This window comes from Pseudomonas shiyinii, assembly GCF_056725765.1.
The window spans coordinates 4,700,354-4,723,788 of sequence record NZ_CM161522.1 but is presented as its reverse complement, the minus strand read 5'-3'; the positions used below and the strand labels follow the sequence as shown (position 1 = coordinate 4,723,788).

The window sequence follows — 23,435 nt, the reverse complement described above, 5'->3', positions numbered from 1 at the left end:
GAACTTCAGCTTCGCTGCATAGGTTGCCGGGGCCGCTTTGCGGCCCATTCGCGGCACAAGGCCGCTCCTACCGAAGGGCGGCGCGATATAATCTGGTCAATTTTCCAGCTTTGTACCCGACCATGTCCTGCAACAGCCACAAGATCCATTTCCTGCGCGAACTGATCCCTTCCTTCGAATGCGAACCCGGCTGCCACGACTGCTGCGGCCCGGTCACCACTTCGGCCGAAGAGATGGCCCGCCTGCCACGTAAACCCCGCGCCGAGCAGGATGCTGCGCTGGAGCGCCTGGACTGTGTGCACCTGGGCCCCAACGGCTGCACGGTCTACGAAGAGCGCCCGATGATCTGCCGCCTGTTCGGCACCACGCCACGCCTGGCCTGCCCGCGGGGACGGGGGCCCGAACAGATGATCGAACCCGAGGCCGAGCAACTGGTGCATCAGTTCATTGCCAGCACCCGCCAGGTGCTGGTCTGAACCTTATTCCGGAATTGGCAGGCAGAGGCTTTCCTTCACCTCTTCCATGACGATGTAGCTCTTGGACTCGCGCACATGCGGCAGCTTGAGCAGGATGTCGCCAAGCAGTTTGCGATAGGAGGCCATTTCCGAGATACGCGCCTTCACCAGGTAGTCGAAGTCGCCGGAGACCAAGTGGCACTCCAACACGTGGGGCAGCTTGAGCACCGCGCGGCGGAACTCCTCGAAGGTGTCGCCGGACTTGTAGTCCAGGCTGATCTCGACGAACACCAGCAGGCTACCCTTGAGGTGCTGCGGGTTGAGCCGGGCGTTGTAGCCCATGATGATCCCCTCGCGCTCCAGCCGGCGTACCCGCTCGGTGCATGGCGTGGTGGAAAGGCCGACCTTTTCGCCCAGTTCGGTGAACGAGATGCGCCCGTCGTTCTGCAGGATGCGCAGGATATTGCGGTCGATCTTGTCCAGTTCACGCTTGCTCTGGTGCTGGGTTCTCATAGGGGATGCCCCTCCGTGAAAGGCGATTTTGCCGAGAATTCTCGCCAAATATAGGCTTTTATATAGTGAAATGCACTGGCTATTCCTCCATATACTGCGCCCATCCAGCCATTTCAACAAAAGTCTGCGGTTGACCGCGTGCGAGGGATAAACAATGCGAGTTCTGGTACTTGGTAGCGGTGTGATCGGAACCGCCAGTGCCTACTATCTGGCCCGGCAAGGTTTCGAAGTGACGGTGGTCGACCGCCAACCAGCGGTGGCCATGGAAACCAGCTTCGCCAACGCCGGCCAGATCTCGCCCGGCTATGCCTCGCCCTGGGCCGCCCCTGGCGTGCCGCTGAAGGCTATCAAGTGGCTGCTCGAGCGCCACGCCCCCCTTGCCATCAAGCTTACCGGTGACGTCGATCAGTACCTGTGGATGGCGCAGATGCTGCGCAACTGCACGGCCAACCGCTACGCGGTGAACAAGGAGCGCATGGTGCGTTTGTCCGAGTACAGCCGCGACTGCCTCGACGAACTGCGCGCCGAAACCGGTATCGCCTACGAAAACCGCTCCCTGGGCACCACCCAACTGTTCCGTACCCAGGCGCAGGTGGATGCCGCCGCCAAGGATATCGCCGTGCTCGAACAGTCCGGCGTGCCCTACGAGCTGCTCGACCGCGATGGCATCGCCCGCGTCGAACCTGCCCTGGCCGGGGTGAAGAACATCCTGGCCGGTGCCCTGCGCCTGCCCAACGACCAGACCGGCGACTGCCAGCTGTTCACCACCAAACTGGCCGAAATGGCGGTCAAGCTGGGCGTGGAATTCCGCTTCGACCAGAACATCCAGCGCCTGGATTTCGCTGGTGACCGCATCAACGGTGTATGGATCGACGGCAAGCTGGAAACCGCCGACCGCTACGTGCTGGCCCTGGGCAGCTACTCGCCGCAAATGCTCAAGCCGCTGGGTATCAAGGCGCCGGTTTACCCGCTCAAAGGCTACTCGTTGACCGTGCCGATCACCAATGCCGACATGGCGCCGACCTCGACCATTCTGGATGAAACCTACAAGGTCGCCATCACCCGGTTCGACAACCGAATCCGCGTGGGTGGCATGGCCGAGATCGCCGGCTTCGACCTTTCGCTGAACCCGCGCCGGCGCGAAACGCTGGAGATGATCGTCAATGACCTCTATCCTCGCGGCGGCGACCTGAGCCAGGCCAGTTTCTGGACCGGCCTGCGCCCGGCCACCCCGGATGGCACCCCGATCGTGGGCGCCACCCCGTACCGCAACCTGTTCCTGAACACCGGTCACGGTACCTTGGGCTGGACCATGGCCTGTGGCTCCGGTCGCCTGCTGGCCGATCTGATCGCGCGCAAGAAGCCGCAGATCAGTGCCGAAGGCCTCGACATTTCCCGTTATGGCAACAACCGGGAAGTGGCCAAGCACGGCCAGGCTGAGCCTGTGCATCAGTAACTGGCCTGCTTCACCGGCCCTGTCACCGGCAAGCCGCTCCCACGCCAGCCCTGTGTGGGCGCCGGCTTGCCGGTGACAGGGAAAAACCGATTTCAACCTGAACCACCATAAGGCTGCCGCCATGCGTCCCGCCCGTGCCCTCATCGACCTCCAAGCCCTTCGCCACAACTATCGCCTGGCCCGTGAACTGTCCGGTGCCAAGGCCCTGGCCGTGATCAAGGCCGATGCCTATGGGCATGGCGCAGTGCGTTGTGCCCTGGCCCTGGAAACCGAAGCCGATGGCTTTGCGGTGGCCTGCATCGAGGAAGCGCTCGAGCTGCGTGCCGCCGGGATCAAGGCGCCGGTGCTGCTGCTAGAAGGTTTCTTCGAAGCCAGCGAGCTGGCGCTGATCGCCGAGCACGACCTGTGGTGCGTGGTGCAGTCGCTGTGGCAGCTGGAAGCGATCGAGCAGACAACCGTCCACAAGCCATTGACCGTCTGGCTGAAGATGGACACCGGCATGCATCGTGTCGGCCTGCACCCGAAGGATTACCAAGAGGCCTACCAGCGCCTGCTGGCCAGCGGCAAGGTCGCACGCATCGTGCTCATGAGTCACTTCGCCCGGGCCGATGAACTGGACGCGGACGCCACGTCGCAGCAGGTGGCGGTGTTCGAAGCCGCCCGCCAGGGCCTGACCGCCGAATGCAGCCTGCGCAATTCGCCCGCGGTCCTGGGCTGGCCCCAGGTACCGAGCGACTGGGTACGCCCGGGCATCATGCTCTACGGTGCCACGCCCTTCGAAGTCTCCCAGCCCCAGGCCGAGCGCCTGCAACCGGTGATGACCCTGCAATCGCGCGTCATCGGCGTGCGTGAACTGCCGGCCGGCGAGCCGGTGGGCTACGGCGCCAAGTTCATCACCCCACGCCCGACCCGGGTCGGCGTGGTCGCCATGGGCTATGCCGATGGCTACCCACGCCAGGCGCCCACCGGCACCCCGGTGATGGTCGCCGGCAAGCGCAGCCAACTGATCGGGCGGGTGTCCATGGACATGCTCTGCATCGACCTGACCGACGTGCCCGAGGCGACCCTCGGCAGCCCGGTGGAGCTGTGGGGCAAGCAGGTGCTGGCCAGCGAGGTGGCGGCCCAGGCGGGCATGATCCCGTACCAGATCTTCTGCAACCTCAAGCGCGTACCGCTGGACTATATCGGCGAATAAGCGGCCGAAGCGGACAGGCTGCGGGGTAAAGTGTTGTAAATACTGAACGGCATCGCCATCATATCGTTCACACTTTGCTCCCACCTCGACCGTTTCAGGAGGCTCCAGCTTTGGACGTCGGTGAACGACTGCAAGCCATCCGCAAGCTCAAGGGCCTGTCCCAGCGTGAACTCGCCAAGCGCGCGGGCGTTACCAACAGCACCATCTCGATGATCGAGAAGAACAGCGTGAGCCCGTCGATCAGCTCCCTGCGCAAGGTGCTCAGTGGCATTCCCATGTCGATGGTGGAATTCTTTTCTGTCGAGCTCGCCCCCGAAAGCCCCACCCAGATCGTCTACAAGGCCCATGAGCTGATCGACATCTCCGACGGTGCGGTGACCATGAAACTGGTGGGCAAGTCGCACCCCAACCGGGCCATCGCCTTCCTCAATGAGGTGTACCCGCCTGGCGCCGACACCGGTGAGGAAATGCTCACCCATGACGGCGAGGAAACCGGCATCCTGCTGGAAGGGCGCCTGGAGCTGGTGGTCGGTACCGAGACCTTCGTCCTCGAAGCAGGCGACAGCTATTACTTCGAAAGCACCCGGCCGCACCGTTTTCGCAACCCCTTCGACGAGCCTGCCCGGCTGATCAGCGCAGCGACACCATCGAACTTTTGATCCAGCGCAGTGCATTGTTGCGGCAATATCCCTTTCCCTTGTGGGGTCGTTTCACGGGCCCTGGGTTCCCGCTATACTTTCAAACGCTCGCAGATCCGTGGCCGCGGGCGTGATTAGCCACCATGAGGGTGTTCGCGTGAACCAAATCAAGAAGATGCTGGCCGTACCAGCAGCCGTATTCGCCCTTTGGGCAATGAGCGCAACCGCTGCGACCAACGACGACCTTGCCAAGCGCCTCGAGCCGGTCGGCCAGGTGTGCGTCCAGGGCCAGGAATGCAAAGGCATGGCCGTGGCTGCCACTGCAGGGGGCGGCGGCGCCAAGACACCGGACGAAGTCATTGCCAAGCACTGCAACGCCTGCCATGGCAGCGGGCTGCTCGGCGCACCGAAGATCGGCGACACCGCCGCCTGGAAGGAACGCGCGGACCACCAGGGCGGCCTCGACGGCATCCTGGCCAAGGCCATCACCGGCATCAACGCCATGCCGCCGAAAGGCACCTGCGCCGACTGCTCCGACGAAGAGCTCAAGGGCGCCATCAAGAAGATGTCGGGGCTTTGAGCCGAGCCTGATATTCGCAAGCCCGCCTTTCATGGCGGGCTTTGTATTCTAGGGCTCGCCGGCCCAATCGCGGGACAAGCCCGCTCCCACAGGTTCAATGCTACCCTCCAGAGCGGCGCGAAACCTGTGGGAGCGGGCTTGTCCCGCGATGGGCCGGCATGTTCAGCAACCTGTCCAAAGCCCTTGTCCAATCCCTGCATGCATGGATGTTCACAGGAGGCCTAGATGACGCAACGCGTTTCCATCGAACAAGCGGTAGAACAGGTCCTCGCCCGCCTGCCAGCCCATATCCACATGGGCCTGCCGCTGGGCCTGGGCAAGCCCAATGCCTTCGTCAACGCGCTCTACGCCCGGATACGCGAATGCCCCGAGCGCCAGCTGACGATCTACACCGCCCTCAGCCTCGGCCGACCGCCGCTGGGCGATGGGCTGCAGCGGCGCTTCCTGGAGCCGTTCGTGGAGCGGGTCTTCGCCGACTACGAAGAGCTCGACTACCTTGCCGACCTGCGCAACGACACCCTGCCTGCGAACATCCGCATCGAGCAGTTCTTCCTGCAGCCGGGCAGCCTGCTGCACAGCGAAGCGGCGCAGCAGGATTACGTCAGCAGCAACTACAGCCATGCGGCGCGCGACATCAACGCCAAGGGTTTGAACCTGGTCGCCCAATTGGTGGCCACCACGCCCGAGCGCCCAGGCCAGCTCAGCCTGGCCTGCAACCCGGACATCACCCTCGACCTGCTGCCGATGCTGGCCCGCCGCCGCGCTGCGGGCGAAACCATCCTGTTGCTCGGCCAGGCGCACACCGAGCTGCCTTACATGCCTGGCGATGCCGAGCTTGGCGAGGACGACTTCGACCTGTTGATCGAGGCGCCCGAGCGGCGGCGGTTGTTCTCCACGCCGAACATGCCGGTATCGACCCAGGACCACTGCATCGGCCTGCATGCCAGTGCCCTGGTACGCGATGGCGGCACCCTGCAGATCGGCATCGGCGCCATGGGCGATGCGGTGGCTGCCGCGCTGCTGGCCCGCCAGGGGGACAACGCCGGTTATCGTGCCGTGCTCCAGGCGTTGGACGTCACCTCTTGGCAGGTTCTGATAGACCGTGAGGGAGGTCTGGATGCCTTCGCCGAGGGGCTCTACGGTTGCAGCGAAATGTTCGTCAATGGCCTGCTGGCGCTGGTCGAGGCAGGGGTGATCCGGCGCCCGGCCGATGAGCGCGGGGTCCTGGTGCACGGCGGGTTCTTCCTGGGCCCGCAGGCGTTCTACCAGCGCTTGCGGGAAATGTCCCTCGAGCAACGTAGGCGCTTCGCCATGACCGGCATCGGCTTCATCAACGAGCTGTATGGCCAGGAAGCGCTCAAGCGCCGCCAGCGCCGCGATGCCCGCTTCGTCAACACGGTGTTCGGCATGACCTTGCTAGGGGCTGGCGTGGCCGACCAGCTCGAGGACGGTCGGGTGCTCAGCGGCGTAGGCGGGCAATACAACTTCGTCGCCCAGGGCCATGCCCTGGAAGGCGGGCGCTCGATCCTGCTGCTGCGCAGCTGGCGCGAGGCAGGGGGCGAGGTCACTTCCAATCTGTTCTGGAGCTACGGCCATTGCACCATTCCTCGGCATCTGCGCGACATCGTGGTGACCGAATACGGCATCGCCGACCTGCGCGGGCAGACCGACAGCGAGGTGATCGCCAGGTTGCTGGCGATCAGCGACTCACGCTTCCAGCCGCAATTGATGGAGCAGGCCAAGGCAGCGGGCAAGCTGCCGAAAGACTTCCAGCTGGATGCGCGCTTCACCGACAACACGCCCGAGCGCCTGGAGGCGATCCGCGAGCAACATGGGCGGTTGTTCCCGGAGTATCCACTGGGGTGCGACTTCACGGCTGAAGAGCGGGATTTGCTACGCGCGCTGAACTGGCTCAAGAGCAAGTTCAAGCTGAGCGAGGTGCTGGAGCTGGGCAAGGCGGCGTTGGACGCGCCCGCACCGGAAGCCTACGCGGCGCAGTTGGCGCGCATGGGGTTGGAGCAGCCGCAAGGGCTCAAGGAAGAGCTCTACCAGCGGCTGTTGCTGGCAGGGTTGGCGGCAACCTGATGAATGGCCGGGGCTGCTGTGCAGCCCTTTCGCGGCACAAGGCCGCTCCTACAGGGAACGCGATCTTCTGGAGCGGCCTTGTGCCGCGAAAGGGCCGCACAGCGGCCCCTATGGTCATCACTCGATGAACGTGACCACGCCACCTTCCAGCGACTTCACCCGGGCCAGCGACTCGACGCGATAGCCCTGGCGATCCAGTTCGGCACGGCCGCCCTGGAACGATTTCTCGATCACGATGCCCAGGCCAGCAACGGTGGCGCCGGCCTGCTTGATGATCGAGATCAGCGCCTGGGAGGCTTTGCCATTGGCCAGGAAGTCGTCGATCACCAGCACGCGGTCGCTGCTGTTGAGATGGCGTGGCGAGATGGCCACGGTGTTCTCGGTCTGCTTGGTGAAGGAGTACACCGAGGCGGTCAGCAGGTTCTCGGTCAGGGTCAGCGACTGGTGCTTGCGGGCGAAGATCACCGGCACGCCCAGTTTCAGGCCGGTCATCACCGCTGGGGCGATACCGGACGCTTCGATGGTGACGATCTTGGTCACGCCCGAATCGGCGAACAGGCGGGCGAACTCGTCACCGATCAGCTGCATCAGCGCCGGGTCGATCTGATGGTTGAGAAACGCGTCGACTTTGAGAACCTGGTCGGAAAGCACGATGCCTTCTTCGCGAATCTTCTGCTGCAGTGCTTCCACTGTGGTATTCCTCGATGTAGCAAAGGTGGCCGCAGCCAGGGCCGCGACAAAGGTTTAAAGAGTAAGGGTTGGTCAGCGTTTGAGCATTGCCCGGATGTCGGCCAGTGCGTTGTTACCGCGAGCGGCCTTCACCTCGACTGGCGCATCGTCCAGGCCTTCCCAGGCCAGGTCGTCCGGCGGCAGTTCGTCGAGGAACCGGCTGGGCGTGCAGTCGATGATTTCGCCGTACTGCTTGCGCTTGGCGGCGAAGGTGAACGCCAGGGTCTGGCGCGCGCGGGTAATGCCCACGTAGGCCAGGCGCCGCTCTTCCTCGATGGTGTCGGCCTCGATGCTGGAGCGGTGCGGGAGGATTTCCTCCTCCATGCCCATGATGAACACGTAAGGGAATTCCAGGCCCTTGGAGGCATGCAGGGTCATCATCTGCACACCTTCGGCGTTTTCTTCCTCTTCCTGCTGGCGCTCGAGCATGTCGCGCAGTACCAGCTTGCCGATGGCGTCCTCGATGGTCATGTCACCCTCTTCGTCCTTCTCGAGGGTGTTCTTCAGGGCATCGATCAGGAACCAGACGTTGCTGATACGAAACTCTGCGGCTTTGTCGCTGGCAGTGTTCTGGCGGATCCAGTTCTCGTAGTCGATGTCGCGGACCATGTCGTGCAGGGCGGCGATCGGGTCTTCCAGGGCCACGCGCTGGCGCACCCCGTCGAGCCAATGCTTGAAGCGCTGCAGGCGCTCTGTATAGCGAGCATCGAGGTGCTCGCCCAGGCCCAGCTCCTCGCTGGCGGCATACATCGACACGCCACGCTCGGTGGCATAGTTGCCGAGCTTTTCCAGGGTCGTGGAGCCGATCTCCCGGCGCGGTACGTTGATCACCCGCAGGTAGGCGTTGTCGTCGTCCGGGTTGACCAGCAGGCGCAGGTAGGCCATGAGGTCCTTGACTTCCTGGCGACCGAAGAAGCTGTTGCCGCCGGAGAGGCGGTAGGGCACCTGGTGGTGCTGGAGCTTGAGCTCGATCAGCTTGGCCTGGTAGTTGCCCCGGTAGAGGATCGCGAAGTCGCTGTAGGGCCGGTCGGTGCGCAGGTGCAGGGTGAGGATCTCCATGGCCACGCGCTCGGCCTCGGCTTCCTCGTTCTTGCAGCGGATCACGCGGATCTCGTCACCTACACCCATTTCGCTCCACAACTGCTTTTCGAAGGCGTGAGGGTTGTTGGCGATCAGCACGTTGGCGCAGCGCAGGATGCGGCTGGTGGAGCGGTAGTTCTGCTCCAGCATCACCACCTTCAGGGAGGGGTAGTCCTCCTTGAGCAGCATGAGGTTTTCCGGGCGGGCGCCACGCCAGGCATAGATCGACTGGTCGTCGTCGCCCACTACGGTGAACTGGTTGCGCATGCCGATCAGCATCTTCACCAGCAGGTACTGGCTGGCGTTGGTGTCCTGGTACTCGTCCACCAGCAGGTAGCGCACGCGGTTCTGCCAGCGCTCCAGGACATCCTTGTGTTCCTCGAACAGCTTCACCGGCAGCAGGATGAGGTCGTCGAAGTCCACCGCGTTGTACGCCTTGAGCGTACGCTGGTAATGGGTGTAGACGATGGCGGCGGTCTGCTCGCGCGGGTTGCGCGCCTTTTCCAGGGCCTCGGCCGGCAGGATCAGGTCGTTCTTCCAGGCACCGATCATGTTCTTGATCTCGTCGATGCCGTCGTCGCCGGAGTATTCCTTCTGCATGATGTCCGACAGCAATGCCTTGATGTCGGTCTCGTCGAAGATCGAGAAGCCAGGCTTGTAGCCCAGGCGTTCGTGCTCCTTGCGGATGATGTTCAGGCCCAGGTTGTGGAAGGTGCACACGGTCAGGCCGCGGCCTTCGCCGGGGCGCAGCAGGGTGCCGACCCGCTCCTTCATCTCGCGCGCCGCCTTGTTGGTGAAGGTCATGGCCACGATGTACTGGGCACGGATGCCACAGTTCTGGATGAGGTGGGCGATCTTGCGTGTGATCACGCTGGTCTTGCCGGAGCCTGCACCGGCGAGCACCAATAGAGGGCCGCCGACGTAGTCACAGGCTTCCTGTTGCCGGGGATTGAGTCGGGACATGCTAGAAACCGGGGGTCACCAGAAAATAGCCGCGCATTCTAGCAGGCATGGGGCGGTTGTGGCGCGACCGTCTGACAGTGTGACGCAGTGCATGAATCAGATTTGCCGCTTTCGTCGGTTTCGCGCAGGATGCACGACATAATGCGTCGGGGTGCTGGCCAAGGAATGGCACCTGGAGTAAAAATCATTTTCACTCATGAGGTGGGGATGCCTGCGCTCGCCGTTCTACCGTCCAAGCCTGAGGAGCCCGCTTGTCCACGCCTGTCGAACCGTTGCGTTTGCTGCTGTTGGCCGATGAGCCGGAATGGGCCGCCCTGCTGCGCGAGTGCTTGCAGCCGTTGGCGGGCAGCGCGGTATTGCTGACTGCACCGAACTGGGAGTCGGTCGACAGCCTGTTCGCCCATGATCGCCAGGCTGTAGTGCTGGCCACTCCAGCCCTGCAGCCGGCACCAGGCCGCTGCGACCTGCCGACCATCCTGCTGCTCGACCACGAGCCCGAGACGCCGCCGGCAGCGGTCAGCGACTGGCTGGTGCGCGGGCAATTGAACAGCGATGCCCTGCGCCGCTCCCTGCGGCATGTTCGCGAACGAGGTGTGCTGGTGGCTACGCTGCAGCGCCTGGCCGAGCAGGACCCGTTGACCGGCATCGCCAATCGCCAGGGCTTCCAGGCCCTGTTGACCGCGCGCCTGGCGCAGAACGAAGGCCGTGGTGTCGCCCTCGGCCACCTGGACCTGGACAACTTCCGTCACGTCAACGATGCCCTTGGCCACCAGGGCGGCGACCGGCTGATCCTGCAGGTGGTTGCACGCCTGAAACAGCAATTGGAGGCGGGCGACCAGCTGGCCCGCCTGGGCAGCGACGAGTTCGCCTTGCTGATCGACACCCGGCGCGATGCCAACCGCGCCGAATGGGTGGCCGAACGCATTGTCGAGGCCTTGGCCGAACCCTACTGGATCGACGGCGAAAGCCTGCTGCTCGGTTGCAGCCTGGGCCTGGCCCACGCCCGGGCCCAGGCCGGCGCCGACCCGCTGATGTGGCATGCCCATATCGCCATGCGCCAGGCCAAGGGCAGCCAGGGCTGTACCTTCCATGTGTTCAACGAACGGATCAACCGCAACGCGCGCAGCCTGGCCGACCTGGAAGGTGAGCTGCGCCGAGCGCTGCGCCGTGACGAACTGGAGTTGCATTACCAGCCGCGGCTGAGCCTCGCCGACGGGCGGATCGTCGGGCTCGAGGCCCTGGTACGCTGGCGCCACGCCGAGCGCGGGCTATTGCCACCGAGCGAGTTCGTGCCCCTGGCCGAACAGAGCGGCTTGATCGTACCGCTGGGCTACTGGGTGATTTCCCGCGCCCTGCGCGATATGCAGGCCCTGAACGAAGGCGGCCTGGCGCCACTGCACATGGCGGTGAACCTGAGTTTCCGCCAGTTCCAGGACAGCCAGCTGCTGGCCACCTTGAGCCGCCTGATCATCGAGCATGGCGTCGACGCACGTTGGTTGGAATTCGAACTCACCGAAACCGCGGTGATGCGCCGCAACGAGTTGGTACAGCAGACCATGGACGCCCTGGGGCGCCTGGGAGTGCGCTTTTCGCTGGACGACTTCGGCACGGGCTTTTCATCGTTCGTGCACCTGAACAGCCTGCCGATCACCTTGCTCAAGGTCGATCGCAGCTTCGTCGCCGGTATGGAGCTGCGCGAGGAGAACCGCAAGCTGGTGCATGCCATGATCAACCTGGCGCACAACCTCAACCTGGAGGTGGTCGCCGAAGGGGTGGAAACGCAGGAACAGTTGGCGTTGCTGCAGGGGTTTGGCTGTGATCAGGTGCAGGGCTTCCTGGTCAGCAAACCGTTGCCGGTGGACGAGTTGGTGAGCTACCTGCAGCAGGCGACCGGGCCGCAGGTGGTGAGCCTGTAATTGAAGGGGAGGGCTCGCCCTCCATCGCGGCACAAGGCCGCTCCTACAGGCGCGTGCTGACTGTAGGAGCGGAAAGGGCCGCAAGGCGGCCCAGGGCTCAAACCGACACTACTTCAGCTGCTGTCTTCTGCGCCTTGCCCAGCAACCGCCGCGTCCGCCACTCGAAGCCGATGGTCAGTGCCACTGCCGCGCAGGCCAGGCCCAATGCCAAGCCCCACCACACACCCACCGCACCGCCACCGAGGGTGAAGGTGAACAGCCAGGCGCTGGGCGCGCCCACCAGCCAGTAGCAGCACAGGCCGATGAGGAAGGTGGTCTTGGCGTCCTTCAGGCCACGGATCGAGCCCATGGCGATGGTTTGCATGCCATCGAACAGTTCGAACCAGGCCGCCACCATCAACAGGTTCACGGCCAGCTGGAAGATCGCCGCGAAGGCCGGGTCGTTCCGGTCGATGAACAACGCCACCAGTGCCTCAGGCAGCAGCCAGAACAGCGCCGCGAAGGCGAACATGATCATTGCCCCGAAGCCGATTCCCACCCGCCCGGCACTTCGTGCTGCCAACAGGTTGCCTGCACCGTAGTACAAGCCCACACGCATGGTCACGGCATAGGAAAGCCCCGTCGGCACCATGAACGCCGTGGAGACGATCTGCAGGGCGATCTGGTGCGCCGCCAGCTCTGTGCTGCCCAGCACACCCATGCACAGGGCGGCGAAGGCGAACAGGCCGACTTCTACCATGTAGGTGCCGCCGATCGGCAAGCCCAGGCGCCACAGCTCGCGCAGCGCCGGCAGCGAAGGCCGCGACAGGCCCTTGCGCAGCGGGTAGTCGGCATAGGCCTTGTGCCAGCGGATATACAGCGCCAGGGCGATGGCCATGCCCATGGACACCACGGCGGTAACCAGGCCGATGCCCATCAGGCCCAGCTTGGGCAGGCCGAACATGCCTTCGATCAAGGCGTGGTTGAACAGGTAGTTGAGCACCGTGCCCACCAGGCTGATCACCATCACCGGCGTCGAACGGCCCAGGGCGCTGGTGAAGCCGCGCAGGGCCATGAACGTCAGGTAGCCGGGCAGGGCCAGAGGCAGCAGGGTGAGGAATTCCATGGCCGAGGCGACGTTCTCGGGCTTCTGGCCGAACAGCAGCAGGGCCGGCTCCAGGTTCCACAGCACCAGCCCGGCCCCCAAGGCCAGGCCCCAGGCCAGCCACAGCCCGTTCTGCGCCAGCCGGGTCGCGCCGGGCACATCGCCTGCGCCCTGGCGAATGGCGACCAGTGTGCCGACGGCGGCAATCACACCCAGGCAGAAGATCGACACGAACGAATAGCTGGCCGCGCCCAGGCCGCCACCGGCCAGGGCCTGGGGGCTGATACGGGCCATCATCAGGGTGTCGGTCAGCACCATCAGCATGTGCGCCAACTGCGAGGCGATCAGCGGGCCGGCCAGGCGCAGCAGAGCCTTGAGTTCGGTGGTGGGCGCGACATGCATGGAGGTGTCCTTTTTCCGGGTCCTGTTGAGCGAGGCATCGATTCTGAGGCTTCGGTCAACTTTGCACAAAAGGATAAAAGCGATCGTTGGCATGAGTTGAACTCATGTATGTATGATCCATTGCATTCCATTGGTGTTCCCGCAGGGCAGGTGCGAAATGTCCCGTCAGCTTCCCCCGCTGTATGCGTTGCGCGCATTCGAAGCCGCTGCCCGGCTGAGCTCGTTCACCCGGGCCGGCGAGGAGCTGTCCATTACCCAGAGCGCGGTCAGCCGGCACATCCGCACCCTGGAGGAGCACTTCGCCTGTCGCCTGTTCGTACGCAACGGGCGCAGCCTGCAGCTCACCGAGGCGGCGCGGGTACTGCTGCCAGGTGTGCGCGATGGCTTCAGCGCGTTGGAGCGGGCCTGCGATACCTTGCGCGGCGAGGACGACATCCTGCGCATGAAGGCCCCTTCGACCCTGACCATGCGTTGGCTGTTGGCGCGCCTGAGCCAGTTCCGCCACCAGCAGCCGGGCAACGAAGTGCAGCTGACCAGTGCCTGGATGGATGTGGACCACGTGGACTTCAACCAGGAGCCCTTCGATTGTGCGGTATTGCTCAGCGACGGGGTGTTCCCGGCCGACTGGGAAGTGCGGCGGCTGTTCTCGGAGCTGTTGATCCCGGTGGGGGCACCCGACCTGCTCAAGGACGGGCCCTGGGACGAACGACGCCTGGCGGGTATCGAGTTGCTGCATCCCACGCCCGATAAGCGCGACTGGCGTGCCTGGCTGGCGCGCATGGGGCTTGCCGACAAGGTCTCGCTCAAGGGCGGGCAGGTGTTCGATACCTTGGAGTTGGGCATGATCGCGGCGGCACGTGGCTATGGCATTTCCATGGGCGACTTGCTGATGGTCGCCGAGGATGTCGCCCAGGGGAGGTTGAGCCTGCCGTGGCCGACGGCTGTGCCCAGTGGCATGGATTACTACCTGGTGTGGCCACGCACGCGGCCTGGGGGAGAACGGTTGCGTCGGTTGAGTGCATTTCTGCAGGAACAGGCTGCGGCGATGAACCTGCCGGATGTGCGTATCCTCGAGGGCCAATCGCGGGACAAGCCCGCTCCCACGGCAAGCGTACAGTTCTCGTGAACAGTGGCGAACCTGTGGGAGCGGGCTTGCCCCGCGATCGCGACCTGAAGCCTTACAATGCGCCCAGGTTCAGCGCCTGGGCACAGGCCTGCAGCGACCGCTGCTCGCTCTGGGCATACAAGGCCAGCTCATCCTGCACCTTCATTTGCAGCGCTGCTTCGAAGGCAGCGCGGTTGGCATTGCTGCCATAGTCGGCCTGGGCATCGTCGCCCAGGTTGGACTGGAAGATCCCCGCCGCGCTCACCGGCAGGAAGTCCTCGTACACCAACGCCTCGAAGTGCACATGGCCGGCGTCGATCAAGCCCTGCAAGGTGGTCGGACGGCCCTGCTGATCACGCTCGGCCAAGCCCTTCTCGGTCGCGAAGTAACGGAAGTACGCCAGCCCTTGCTCGCGCATCTGCGCCAGGTCATCGGGAAACTCGGCGAAGTGCTCGGCCAGCAGCGCCATATAGCGTTCGGCATTGGCCTCGGCCGGCACGCCGCCCAGGGCGGCGCGGGTGGCGTCGAGCAGGCGGTCGTAGAGCTGACGGCCTTTGGGCGTCAGCGCCGCGCCACGCTGTTCGATCTCGCCGAAGCGTGCCGTATGGCTGCCTTGCGCGTCGCTGAAGGCGACCTTTTCCTGCAATGCCTTGAAGCTGGTCTGGCGTAGCAGGATCGGGTGACGGCGGGTGGGCGGGCCTTCGACCACCGCCTTGGGCGGGATGCCCTTGGCCGGCATGCCCAGCTGGATGGCGTCGATGTCCAGGGTGCGCGGGGTCAGGTGGTTGATGTGCGGGCCTTTGAAGGCCACCACATCGGCGATCAGGCGATGCTGATCGTGCAACTGCTGGTATTGCTCGGCGGTCACCGTCGCGTCCTGGTGCCAGCGGAAGGTGTGCAGCGCTTCCTGGACGAAGGCCTCGGCATCGGCAGCGCCCAGGCCACCGTCGCGCTCGCATTGGGCGATCAGTTCAAGGGCCCGTGGACTGAAGATCTTGCGCTTGGCCAGGATGCCCTGGGCCAGCTCGCGCAGGTGCGGGTTGTCGATCAGCTCCAGGCGCAGCAGGGAAGTGAACACGCGGAACGGGCTGATGTGCAGCGACTGTTCATGCACGGCGCGGAAGGCGGTGGAATGCACCGGCACGCCGGCCGAGCTCAGGTCGTAGTAGCCCACCGGCTCCATGCCCATGACCGCGAACAGCCGGGCGATGGTCGCCAGCTCCTCGGCGGTGCCGACGCGGATGGCACCATGGCGCTCCTGGTCGAGGCGCTCGATCTCACCGGTCCAGCGCAGGGCCTCGGCGACCGTGGGCTGCTGGCTCATCACCTGCTGGTTGATTTCGCTCACCAGCTCCAGCAGCGTGCCGTACAGGGGCACTTCCTGTTTGTACATGAGCGACATGGCGGCAGAGAACTGCGCACGGATGCTGTCGGGGCTGACGAAATCATGGGCGGGCATCGCTAGCTTCCTGGAGGTGAGTGGATACCCGTACATGAAAGCGGGGAATGCACCTCCCCCACAAGCGAAAAAAAGTGCAGGTGTCATTCCTTTTGCGATTGATGATGGCGAGTGTTGCGCCATCCCTGTAGGAGCGGGCTTGCCCCGCGACGGCCCGCAAAGCGGGCCGATAACAGTCAGCCCTGCAATTGCTCCCGAACCCACTCCACTAATGCCCGCACCTTCGGCACCTCCGCCGCATGTTCGGCAAAGGCCAGGTAATGGGCCCCGGGGCTCTTCATCGCATAGTCCCAGGCCACCACCAGGCTGCCCTCGGCCAGTTCCTTGCTCACCAGGTAGCGCGGCACCAGCGCCACGCCACAACCGGCCTGGGCTGCACTCAATGCCATGTAGAACGTGTCGAAGCGCGGCCCGTGGTAGCTGTTGTCGGTGTGCAGCCGCTGCTCCAGGAACCATTCATGCCAGGCCTCTGGCCGCGAGGTGCTTTGCAGCAGCACCAGCTCGGCCACTTCGCTGGCATCGTGCAAGGCTCGCCCCTGCAGCAGCTCGGGTGCACACACCGGCACGACCTCCTCGCCGAACAGTTCCACGCAGGTGGCGCCCGGCCAGGTGCCCTGGCCATAGAAGAACACCGCGTCGGCCGAGCCCTGAAGCAGGGCGAAAGGCTCCATCTCGTTGCGGATGTCGAGATGGATGTTGGGGTGGCGCTTGCCGAACCCCTTCAAGTGCGGGATCAACCAACGCACACCGAAACTTGGCTGGGTGGCTACCTTCAAGACTTCGGTCTGCTCGCCGTAGGTCAGTACGTAGCGGCTGGACATGTCCACCTGGGTCAGAATCTTGTTGACCTCGGCCAGGTACAGCGAGCCCGCGGGCGTCAGTTGCAGGCGCCGGCGAATGCGCAGGAACAGGTGGTGACGGAGCATTTCCTCGAGCTGTGCCACCTGCTTGCTGACCGCGCTCTGGGTCAGGTGCAGTTCTTCGGCGGCACGGGTGAAGCTCAGGTGACGGGCAGCGGCCTCGAAGCACTGCAGGGCAGTCATCGATGGCACCAGGCGTTTGGACATAGCGGTCTCTACGGCGGATTGTTCATTACCTGGCGGAATGATATGCGGAATAAAGGTCGTTTGTTGCGCCAGTGTCATCGGATTAATACTGATCCACATCAGGTTTTCAACCCTCCACCTTCTGTAGGAGAAGCACATGGTCGCTGGATTGCTCGAGCGCCTTGGCGTTGCCGCCGAGGCTTACACCCAGGGTGACTACCCTGTTCACACGCCGATCGACGGCAGCCAGATCGCCTCGGTGAAGCTGCTCGACAAGGCCCAGACCACCGCGCGTATCGACCAGGCGCAAAAAGCCTTCGAGGCCTGGCGCAACGTGCCGGCCCCGCGCCGCGGCGAGCTGGTGCGCCTGTTTGGCGAGGTATTGCGTGCCCATAAGGCCGAGCTGGGCGAGCTGGTGTCCATCGAGGCCGGCAAGATCACCCAGGAAGGCCTGGGCGAAGTCCAGGAAATGATCGATATCTGCGACTTCGCCGTCGGCCTGTCGCGCCAGCTGTATGGCCTGACCATCGCCTCCGAGCGCCCGGGCCACCACATGCGTGAATCCTGGCACCCACTGGGCGTGGTTGGCGTAATCAGCGCCTTCAACTTCCCGGTTGCGGTCTGGGCCTGGAACACCGCGTTGGCCCTGGTGTGCGGCAACGCCGTGGTATGGAAACCGTCCGAGAAGACCCCGCTGACCGCCCTGGCCTGCCAGGCGTTGTTCGAAAAAGCCTTGAATGCCTTTGGTGAGGCGCCGCAGGGCCTGAGCCAGCTGGTGATCGGCGGCCGTGAAGCCGGCGAAGCCCTGGTGGACGACCCGCGCGTACCGCTGGTGAGCGCCACCGGCAGCACCCGTATGGGGCGCGAAGTCGGCCCGCGCGTCGCGGCCCGCTTCGGGCGCAGCATCCTCGAGCTGGGTGGCAACAACGCCATGATCCTGGCCCCGAGCGCGGACCTGGACCTGGCCGTGCGCGGCATCCTGTTCTCGGCGGTCGGTACCGCCGGCCAACGCTGCACCACCCTGCGCCGCCTGATCGTGCACCGCTCCATCAAGGATGAGGTGGTTGCCCGTGTCAAAGCCGCCTACGGCAAGGTACGCATCGGTGACCCACGCAAGGACAACCTGGTCGGCCCGCTGATCGACAAGCAGTCCTTCGACGCCATGCAAGGCGCGTTGGCCAAGGCCCGCGACGAAGGTGGCCAGGTGTTTGGCGGCGAGCGCCAGCTGGCCAGCGAATACCCGAACGCCTACTACGTTTCGCCGGCCATCGCCGAGATGCCGGGCCAGAGCGACGTGGTGCGCCACGAGACCTTCGCCCCGATCCTCTACGTGCTGGCCTATGATGACTTCGAAGAGGCCCTGCGCCTGAACAACGAAGTGCCACAAGGCCTGTCCTCGTGCATCTTCACCACCGACATCCGCGAGGCCGAACGCTTCCAGAGCGCTTCGGGCAGCGACTGCGGCATCGCCAACGTCAACATCGGCACCAGCGGTGCGGAGATCGGTGGCGCCTTCGGCGGCGAGAAGGAAACCGGCGGTGGCCGTGAGTCCGGCTCGGATGCCTGGAAGGGCTACATGCGTCGGCAGACCAACACCGTGAACTACTCGCGCGAGCTGCCGCTGGCGCAGGGGATCGTGTTCGACTGATGATCGCACGCGGGGGCTCTGCCCCCGTATCGCGGGACAAGCCCGCTCCCACAGGGCTCAGCGCAATCCTGTGGGAGCGGGCTTGTCCCGCGATGGGTCGCAATGCGGCCCCAACAAGAACAACATTGCTGGAGCCGGGCCATGTCCGAACTGCGTCAAGAATGTCTGTGGGAATTCGTCACCAAGCCAACCGTCGCCACCCAGGCCCTGGCCGGTGAGCACAAGGCCGATGTCTGCGTGATCGGCGGTGGCATCACGGGCCTGTCGGCGGCGATCCACCTGCTCGAGCAAGGCAAATCGGTGATCCTGCTGGAGGCCTGGAAGATCGGCCATGGTGGCTCCGGACGCAACGTCGGACTGGTCAACGCCGGTACCTGGATCCGCCCCGACGACGTCGAGGCGACCCTTGGCCTGCAGCAGGGCAGCCGCTTGAACAAGGTGCTTGGCGAAGCTCCGGGCGAAGTGTTCGCCATGATCGAGCGCCTGGGCATCGACTGCCAGGCCCAGCACAAGGGCACCCTGCACATGGCGCACAATGCCACCGGCATCGCCGACCTGGAGGCCCGCCATGCCCAGTGGAGCCGACGCGGCGCCGACGTCGAACTGTTGACCGGCACGCGTTGCCAGGAATATTGCGGCACCGACAAGATTTCCGCCGCGCTGCTCGACCGCCGCGCCGGCACCATCAACCCGATGGGGTACACCCAAGGCCTGGCCGCTGCCGTGGTACGCCTGGGCGGCCAATTGTTCCAGCAGTCCTCGGTCCAAGGCCTGGAGCGCGACGGCGATGGCTGGCGGGTGAATACCGCCCGTGGCTCGGTGCGTGCCGACAAGGTGGTGATTTCCACTGGCGCGTACACCGAAGGCGAGTGGAGCAACCTGCAGAAGCACTTCTTCCGGGGCTATTACTACCAGGTCGCGTCCAAGCCTTTGCAAGGCGCGGCGGCGGACAAGGTCCTGCCCCATGGTCAAGGTTCCTGGGACACCCGTACCGTGCTCAGCAGTATTCGCCGCGACGACCAGGGCCGCCTGTTGCTGGGCAGCCTGGGCCGGGTCGACAACAAGCCGGCCTGGTTCGTGCGCAGCTGGGCCGACCGCATCCAGAGCCATTACTACCCGGAATTGGGCAAGGTCGAATGGGAAATGCACTGGACCGGCTGCATCGACTTCACCCCCGATCACCTGATGCGCCTGTTCGAACCGGCCCCTGGGTTGGTGGCGGTGACCGGCTACAACGGCCGCGGCAACACCACCGGCACGGTGATCGGCCGGGCGTTTGCCGAATTCCTGCTCAAGGATGACCCGGACAGCCTGCCGATCCCGTTCTCGCCGATGAAGCCGGTGAGTGCCCCCTCGTTGCGTACCGCGTTCTATGAGTCCGGGTTCTCGCTGTATCACGCGGGCCAGTGCCTGCGGGTAGTGCTGTAGGCGCGTCGAGGCTTACTTGTGCAACCAGCTCAGGAACCCGCCTTTCTTCACTTCCGGCGGTTTCTGCAGCAACAGTGATTCCCGGCTCTGGCGGCGGAACCGCTGCAGTTTGGTCAGTGCCGACTGCACCTCGCCACGCTTGACCAGGCAGCTGCGTACCTGCTCCTTGTCGATGCGATAGAGCAGGCAGCCGGTCAGCGTGCGGAACTCGGCGAAGGACGCCTCGTCGTCGGTCAACCCTTCGATCCCCAACACCTCGCCCGGCCCCATGCGCCCGGCCTCGACCAGCCGCTCGCCATCGCGGATCGAGGCCGAGACCACACCACTGCCGATCACCAGCAAATGGTCGGAGTGCTCGCCCACGCCGAGGATCACCTGGTCGGCCAGGTATTCCACGGCTGTCATGCGCTGGCTCAGGGCATCGCGCTCTTCGCCGGTCAACGAGCGGAACACCCGCACCTCGTCCAGCAAGTCGCGTTGGCGACTTCGTGGTGGCAGGGCCAGGTCGACGTTCCACATCACGCCGCTGGCCTCCAGGTGGCGGTGGGCCAGGTCGAACAGCTGGTTACGCACCTCGGTCTTGCGTTCCATGCTGGCGACGAAGCCGCTGGCCTCGTACTCCACCGACTCGAGGGTCGAGGCTTTCACCGTGACCTTGGGCTTGGGCGTGGCCAGCAACGCGCTGGTGCCCTGCAGCGCCTTTTCCAAAGCATCGAATACCCGTTTGGGCCGCATCTTGGCCGGCACCACCACGCTGATCGATACCCCGTGCACATCCGCCGGGCGGCTGAAGTTGAGCAGCCTGGCTTTGGCCACCACCGAGTTGGGCACCACGGCCAGGCTGCCGGTGCCGGTGAGCAGCCGCGTGGCGCGCCAGTCGATGTCCAATACCTTGCCTTCGGTGCCGTCGATGGAGATCGAGTCGCCGATCTGGTAGGGCCGCGTGGTGTTCAGCACGATGCCGGAGAACACGTCCGCCAGGGTGCTCTGCAACGCCAGGCCGATGACGATGGCCATGACGCCGGAGGTGGCCAGCAACCCTTTGACCGGCAGTTGCATCACGTAGGCCGCCGCGGCCACCACCGCGGCGAGAAAGATCAGCGCGCCCAGCACGTCCTGCAGTAGACGCCCACCATGGCCGCCTCGCGCCACCAGCAGCAGGCCGAACACCACCGTGACCGTACGCGCGCCGAACAGCCACCAGGCGATTTCCAGCAGGGTGGCGATCAGGTTGCGCGGCACATCGTCTGGCCAGGGCGCAGGTTGCAACGGGCTCAGGCCGGCGGTGAGCAAGACCCAGCTGAACAGCAGGAAGATCACCAGCCGGGCAGCGATGCGACAGGCCCGGCGCTCGACCGGGATCAGCTGCCAGAGCAGCAAGTCCAGGAGCACCAGGCAGGCGCCGAGCAGCAGCGGTGAGGACTGGATGAAGGCCAGCATGATGGTCTCGGTTCAAGGACGGATGGGGGAAGTAAAGAGCACGTTGGGCAGGCAGGCAATGGATGGCGCCATCGGTCCGTACGCGGGTAAACCCCACAGGGATTTCGCAAGTCTTGAGAGCGGCCCAATCTCGGTGGGAGCTGGCGACAGCCTGCGATGGGCTGCAAAGCAGCCCCAAGACTTCAAATGGTGGAGCCCCTGAAGACTCAAGGGGCCGCTTTGCGGCCCATCGCAGGCTGTCGCCAGCTCCCACGAAGCAAGCGGAGCCTGGGCCGTATTTGCACGAGTATTTCAACCTACCGACCATCCTCACCACCAGCTTAGAGCAAGGCCCCAACGGCCCGCTGGTGCCGGAGCTCAAGGCCATGCTCCCGGACGCGCCCTACATCGCCCGTCCTGGCCAGATCAACGTCTGGGACAACGAGGACTTCGTCAAGGCCGTGAAGGCCACCGGCAAGAAGCAATTGATCATCGCCGGTGTAGTACCGAAGTGTTTGCTGGTGAACGCGTCACGCCATATCGCTGACCGCGAACTCTTCCGCCAGGTGATCGATCAACGCCCGTACCGACGGTAGCAGCCCTCGCCGCGACGGGAAGATCGCATGGACAATCCCGCAGCGTGGCTGCCAGCCCGGCAGCATCTCCACCAGCCTGCCTGCCGCCAGGTCTTCACGGACTGCCACTCGAGGCAAGTGTGCGATACCGACACCTGCCACGACGAAATTACGCAAGGTGGGCAGGTCGTCGGTGACCACCTTCGGCGTATGCGTGATCACCAGCTTGTCCTTCATGTGCTCGTTCTCGTACAGCTCCCACTGGTATTCGCGCTGCGAGCCACCCCAGTGCAGGCTGGGCAATTGCCCCAGCATCTGTGGATCGAAGCCCTCGGGCAGTTGCTCGAGGAACGCCGGCCGGCCGACCAGGCATTGGGTGCTGTTGCTCAGCACCTTCATCACCATGTCGGTGTTCTCCAAGGGTGGGAAGCGTACCCGCAAGGCCAGGTCGAAGCCTTCATGGAGCAGGTCGACCCGGCGGTTGGTGCTTTCGATGAACAACTCCACCTGCGGGTACTTGGCCATGTAGCGGGTGAGCATCGGCCCGACCCAGGCATTGAGCAGGGTCGTGGGGCAACTGATACGTACCAGCCCACGGGGCTCGCTGCGGTTGCGCTCGATGATCTCCGCCGCCCCCTCGGCCTCCACGCGCATGGCCAGGCAGCGCTGGTAGTAGGCCTGGCCGATCTCGGTCAGCGAGCAGTGCCGGCTGGTGCGCTGCAGCAGGCGCACGCCCAGGCGCTCTTCCAGGTCGGCGATGCGCCGGCTGAGCTTGGACTTGGGAATGTCCAGCGCCCGGCCAGCCGGGGCGAAGCCGCCGTGCTCGACTACCTGGGTGAAGTAGTAGAGGGAATTGAGGTCTTCCAATGATCGTCTCCGGATGCGTGGCTGCCTGTACTGGCCTCTTCGCGGCTAAAGCCGCTCCGTTGTGGGGCGGCTCCAGATGCGAAAGGGCTGGCGTAGATAGTACAAAACAATCGTCCATGAAACAGAACGCCAGCTGAATCGCGCCGGCTGCGGTTAATATCAGGCAACTCGATGGGTGGTTGCCTGGGGTGGTGGCAATACCTCAATTCACGGGCTGCGATTCGATCCCATCCAGCAGCGCCTCAATCAACCCCTCTGCCATTTCGACTGCATTCAGGGTGCTCCAGAACAGGCTCTTGCCGGTTTCGTCCAGGTGTTCCAAAGCCTTGTAGCCACAGTCGTAGGCACCTCGCAGATACTGTGCGACGTGTACAAGGGCGTCATGGGCGGATACGTCCGGATTTACCGTGAACAATGGTGGATGGCCGGCGTCGCAGCGGCTGAAGGCACGTTGTGTGGTGTTGGGGAGGGGTGGATCGGGGACGATCTTTTTCATTGCAGTGTGCTCTCTAGGTTGTACTGCAACCATTCGTTTCCACGCGAAGGGTGGCAGTTGTACGCGGGGTGGAAAACCGGTGAGAGGCAACCCGGTAGGCCATACGGCCTCCCGCGCACAACTGCCATTGAAGACAGCACCTCAGACCTAGACGGGTTTCCACACCCGATCGCTGAACCGACAGCGACCCGGCAAGCCTAGAGAGCAGGCTTTCCCCGGACAATCAGACGGGCGTCGACACGGTGTGTACGATAAATCCCCACGCTGCACGCATACGTAGGAAATGGCTCGCGATG

The 23,435-nt window shown here is 64.4% G+C and carries 19 protein-coding genes and 1 pseudogene; 11 read left to right on the top strand and 9 right to left on the bottom strand.

Annotated elements, in window-relative coordinates:
• The first annotated feature begins 122 nt into the window (after nt 1-122).
• On the top strand, nt 123-476 hold the full coding sequence (locus ACXHGZ_RS21365) for a YkgJ family cysteine cluster protein (protein ID WP_084855422.1): 354 nt from the start codon (nt 123-125) through the stop codon (nt 474-476).
• A gap of 3 nt (nt 477-479) precedes the next feature.
• Here ACXHGZ_RS21365 and ACXHGZ_RS21360 read toward each other — a convergent pair whose 3' ends face one another.
• Nucleotides 480-968, bottom strand: a complete 489-nt coding sequence (locus tag ACXHGZ_RS21360; protein ID WP_084855355.1) for an Lrp/AsnC ligand binding domain-containing protein — start codon at nt 966-968, stop codon at nt 480-482.
• A 154-nt stretch (nt 969-1,122) separates the two neighbouring features.
• Between ACXHGZ_RS21360 and dadA the strand changes: the two genes are divergently transcribed.
• The 5 genes from dadA (at nt 1,123) to ACXHGZ_RS21335 (ending at nt 6,922) form a co-directional block, all read left to right on the top strand.
• Nucleotides 1,123-2,424: a D-amino acid dehydrogenase gene (gene dadA / locus ACXHGZ_RS21355; RefSeq protein ID WP_084855356.1), complete on the top strand. Its 1,302-nt coding sequence runs from the start codon at nt 1,123-1,125 to the stop codon at nt 2,422-2,424.
• A gap of 121 nt (nt 2,425-2,545) precedes the next feature.
• Nucleotides 2,546-3,619, top strand: coding sequence for an alanine racemase (gene alr / locus ACXHGZ_RS21350; RefSeq protein WP_480461429.1), 1,074 nt, complete (start codon nt 2,546-2,548; stop codon nt 3,617-3,619).
• A gap of 110 nt (nt 3,620-3,729) precedes the next feature.
• The gene (locus ACXHGZ_RS21345) at nt 3,730-4,278 is read left to right on the top strand and encodes a cupin domain-containing protein (protein ID WP_084855358.1); all 549 of its coding nucleotides are present in this window, start codon (nt 3,730-3,732) and stop codon (nt 4,276-4,278) included.
• 154 nt (nt 4,279-4,432) lie between these two features.
• On the top strand, nt 4,433-4,837 hold the full coding sequence (locus ACXHGZ_RS21340) for a c-type cytochrome (protein WP_224459389.1): 405 nt from the start codon (nt 4,433-4,435) through the stop codon (nt 4,835-4,837).
• 225 nt (nt 4,838-5,062) lie between these two features.
• Nucleotides 5,063-6,922 carry an acetyl-CoA hydrolase/transferase C-terminal domain-containing protein gene (locus ACXHGZ_RS21335; protein WP_480461428.1) on the top strand — a complete coding sequence of 620 codons (1,860 nt, stop codon included), beginning with the start codon at nt 5,063-5,065 and terminating at the stop codon, nt 6,920-6,922.
• A gap of 117 nt (nt 6,923-7,039) precedes the next feature.
• On the opposite strand, the gene xpt is transcribed toward ACXHGZ_RS21335, so the two are convergent.
• Together xpt and rep are read right to left on the bottom strand one after the other, a co-directional pair.
• On the bottom strand, nt 7,040-7,612 hold the full coding sequence (xpt, locus tag ACXHGZ_RS21330; protein ID WP_084855360.1) for a xanthine phosphoribosyltransferase: 573 nt from the start codon (nt 7,610-7,612) through the stop codon (nt 7,040-7,042).
• A 72-nt stretch (nt 7,613-7,684) separates the two neighbouring features.
• Nucleotides 7,685-9,694 (bottom strand): DNA helicase Rep, encoded by a 2,010-nt coding sequence (gene rep, locus ACXHGZ_RS21325; protein ID WP_224457401.1) that lies wholly within the window; start codon nt 9,692-9,694, stop codon nt 7,685-7,687.
• 251 nt (nt 9,695-9,945) lie between these two features.
• Between rep and ACXHGZ_RS21320 the strand changes: the two genes are divergently transcribed.
• Nucleotides 9,946-11,610 (top strand): putative bifunctional diguanylate cyclase/phosphodiesterase, encoded by a 1,665-nt coding sequence (locus tag ACXHGZ_RS21320; RefSeq protein ID WP_480461426.1) that lies wholly within the window; start codon nt 9,946-9,948, stop codon nt 11,608-11,610.
• 97 nt (nt 11,611-11,707) lie between these two features.
• Here ACXHGZ_RS21320 and ACXHGZ_RS21315 read toward each other — a convergent pair whose 3' ends face one another.
• Nucleotides 11,708-13,096 (bottom strand): NorM family multidrug efflux MATE transporter, encoded by a 1,389-nt coding sequence (locus ACXHGZ_RS21315; protein WP_480461424.1) that lies wholly within the window; start codon nt 13,094-13,096, stop codon nt 11,708-11,710.
• 157 nt (nt 13,097-13,253) lie between these two features.
• On the opposite strand from ACXHGZ_RS21315, the gene ACXHGZ_RS21310 reads away from it, so the two are divergent.
• The gene (locus tag ACXHGZ_RS21310; RefSeq protein ID WP_480461423.1) at nt 13,254-14,222 is read left to right on the top strand and encodes a LysR substrate-binding domain-containing protein; all 969 of its coding nucleotides are present in this window, start codon (nt 13,254-13,256) and stop codon (nt 14,220-14,222) included.
• Between the two features lie 52 nt (nt 14,223-14,274).
• On the opposite strand, the gene hglS is transcribed toward ACXHGZ_RS21310, so the two are convergent.
• Both hglS and ACXHGZ_RS21300 read right to left on the bottom strand, forming a co-directional pair.
• The gene (hglS, locus tag ACXHGZ_RS21305) at nt 14,275-15,660 is read right to left on the bottom strand and encodes a 2-oxoadipate dioxygenase/decarboxylase HglS (RefSeq protein ID WP_480461422.1); all 1,386 of its coding nucleotides are present in this window, start codon (nt 15,658-15,660) and stop codon (nt 14,275-14,277) included.
• Nucleotides 15,661-15,836: 176 nt separating this feature from the next.
• Nucleotides 15,837-16,727: a LysR family transcriptional regulator gene (locus ACXHGZ_RS21300; protein WP_084855366.1), complete on the bottom strand. Its 891-nt coding sequence runs from the start codon at nt 16,725-16,727 to the stop codon at nt 15,837-15,839.
• A gap of 136 nt (nt 16,728-16,863) precedes the next feature.
• On the opposite strand from ACXHGZ_RS21300, the gene amaB reads away from it, so the two are divergent.
• Nucleotides 16,864-18,354: an L-piperidine-6-carboxylate dehydrogenase gene (amaB, locus tag ACXHGZ_RS21295; protein WP_480461420.1), complete on the top strand. Its 1,491-nt coding sequence runs from the start codon at nt 16,864-16,866 to the stop codon at nt 18,352-18,354.
• A gap of 141 nt (nt 18,355-18,495) precedes the next feature.
• Nucleotides 18,496-19,782: an L-pipecolate oxidase gene (gene amaA / locus ACXHGZ_RS21290; RefSeq protein ID WP_480461418.1), complete on the top strand. Its 1,287-nt coding sequence runs from the start codon at nt 18,496-18,498 to the stop codon at nt 19,780-19,782.
• Nucleotides 19,783-19,794: 12 nt separating this feature from the next.
• Here the strand turns inward: amaA and ACXHGZ_RS21285 are convergent, their stop codons facing one another.
• Nucleotides 19,795-21,222 carry a mechanosensitive ion channel domain-containing protein gene (locus tag ACXHGZ_RS21285; protein WP_480461417.1) on the bottom strand — a complete coding sequence of 476 codons (1,428 nt, stop codon included), beginning with the start codon at nt 21,220-21,222 and terminating at the stop codon, nt 19,795-19,797.
• A 287-nt stretch (nt 21,223-21,509) separates the two neighbouring features.
• Here ACXHGZ_RS21285 and ACXHGZ_RS21280 point away from each other — a divergent pair.
• Nucleotides 21,510-21,707 (top strand): annotated as a pseudogene (locus ACXHGZ_RS21280) (cysteine hydrolase family protein); the annotation flags it as partial.
• A gap of 24 nt (nt 21,708-21,731) precedes the next feature.
• Here the strand turns inward: ACXHGZ_RS21280 and ACXHGZ_RS21275 are convergent.
• Together ACXHGZ_RS21275 and ACXHGZ_RS21270 are read right to left on the bottom strand one after the other, a co-directional pair.
• The gene (locus ACXHGZ_RS21275; RefSeq protein ID WP_480461415.1) at nt 21,732-22,643 is read right to left on the bottom strand and encodes a LysR substrate-binding domain-containing protein; all 912 of its coding nucleotides are present in this window, start codon (nt 22,641-22,643) and stop codon (nt 21,732-21,734) included.
• A gap of 202 nt (nt 22,644-22,845) precedes the next feature.
• Nucleotides 22,846-23,139, bottom strand: coding sequence for a hypothetical protein (locus tag ACXHGZ_RS21270; RefSeq protein WP_480461413.1), 294 nt, complete (start codon nt 23,137-23,139; stop codon nt 22,846-22,848).
• Nucleotides 23,140-23,435 lie beyond the last annotated feature (296 nt).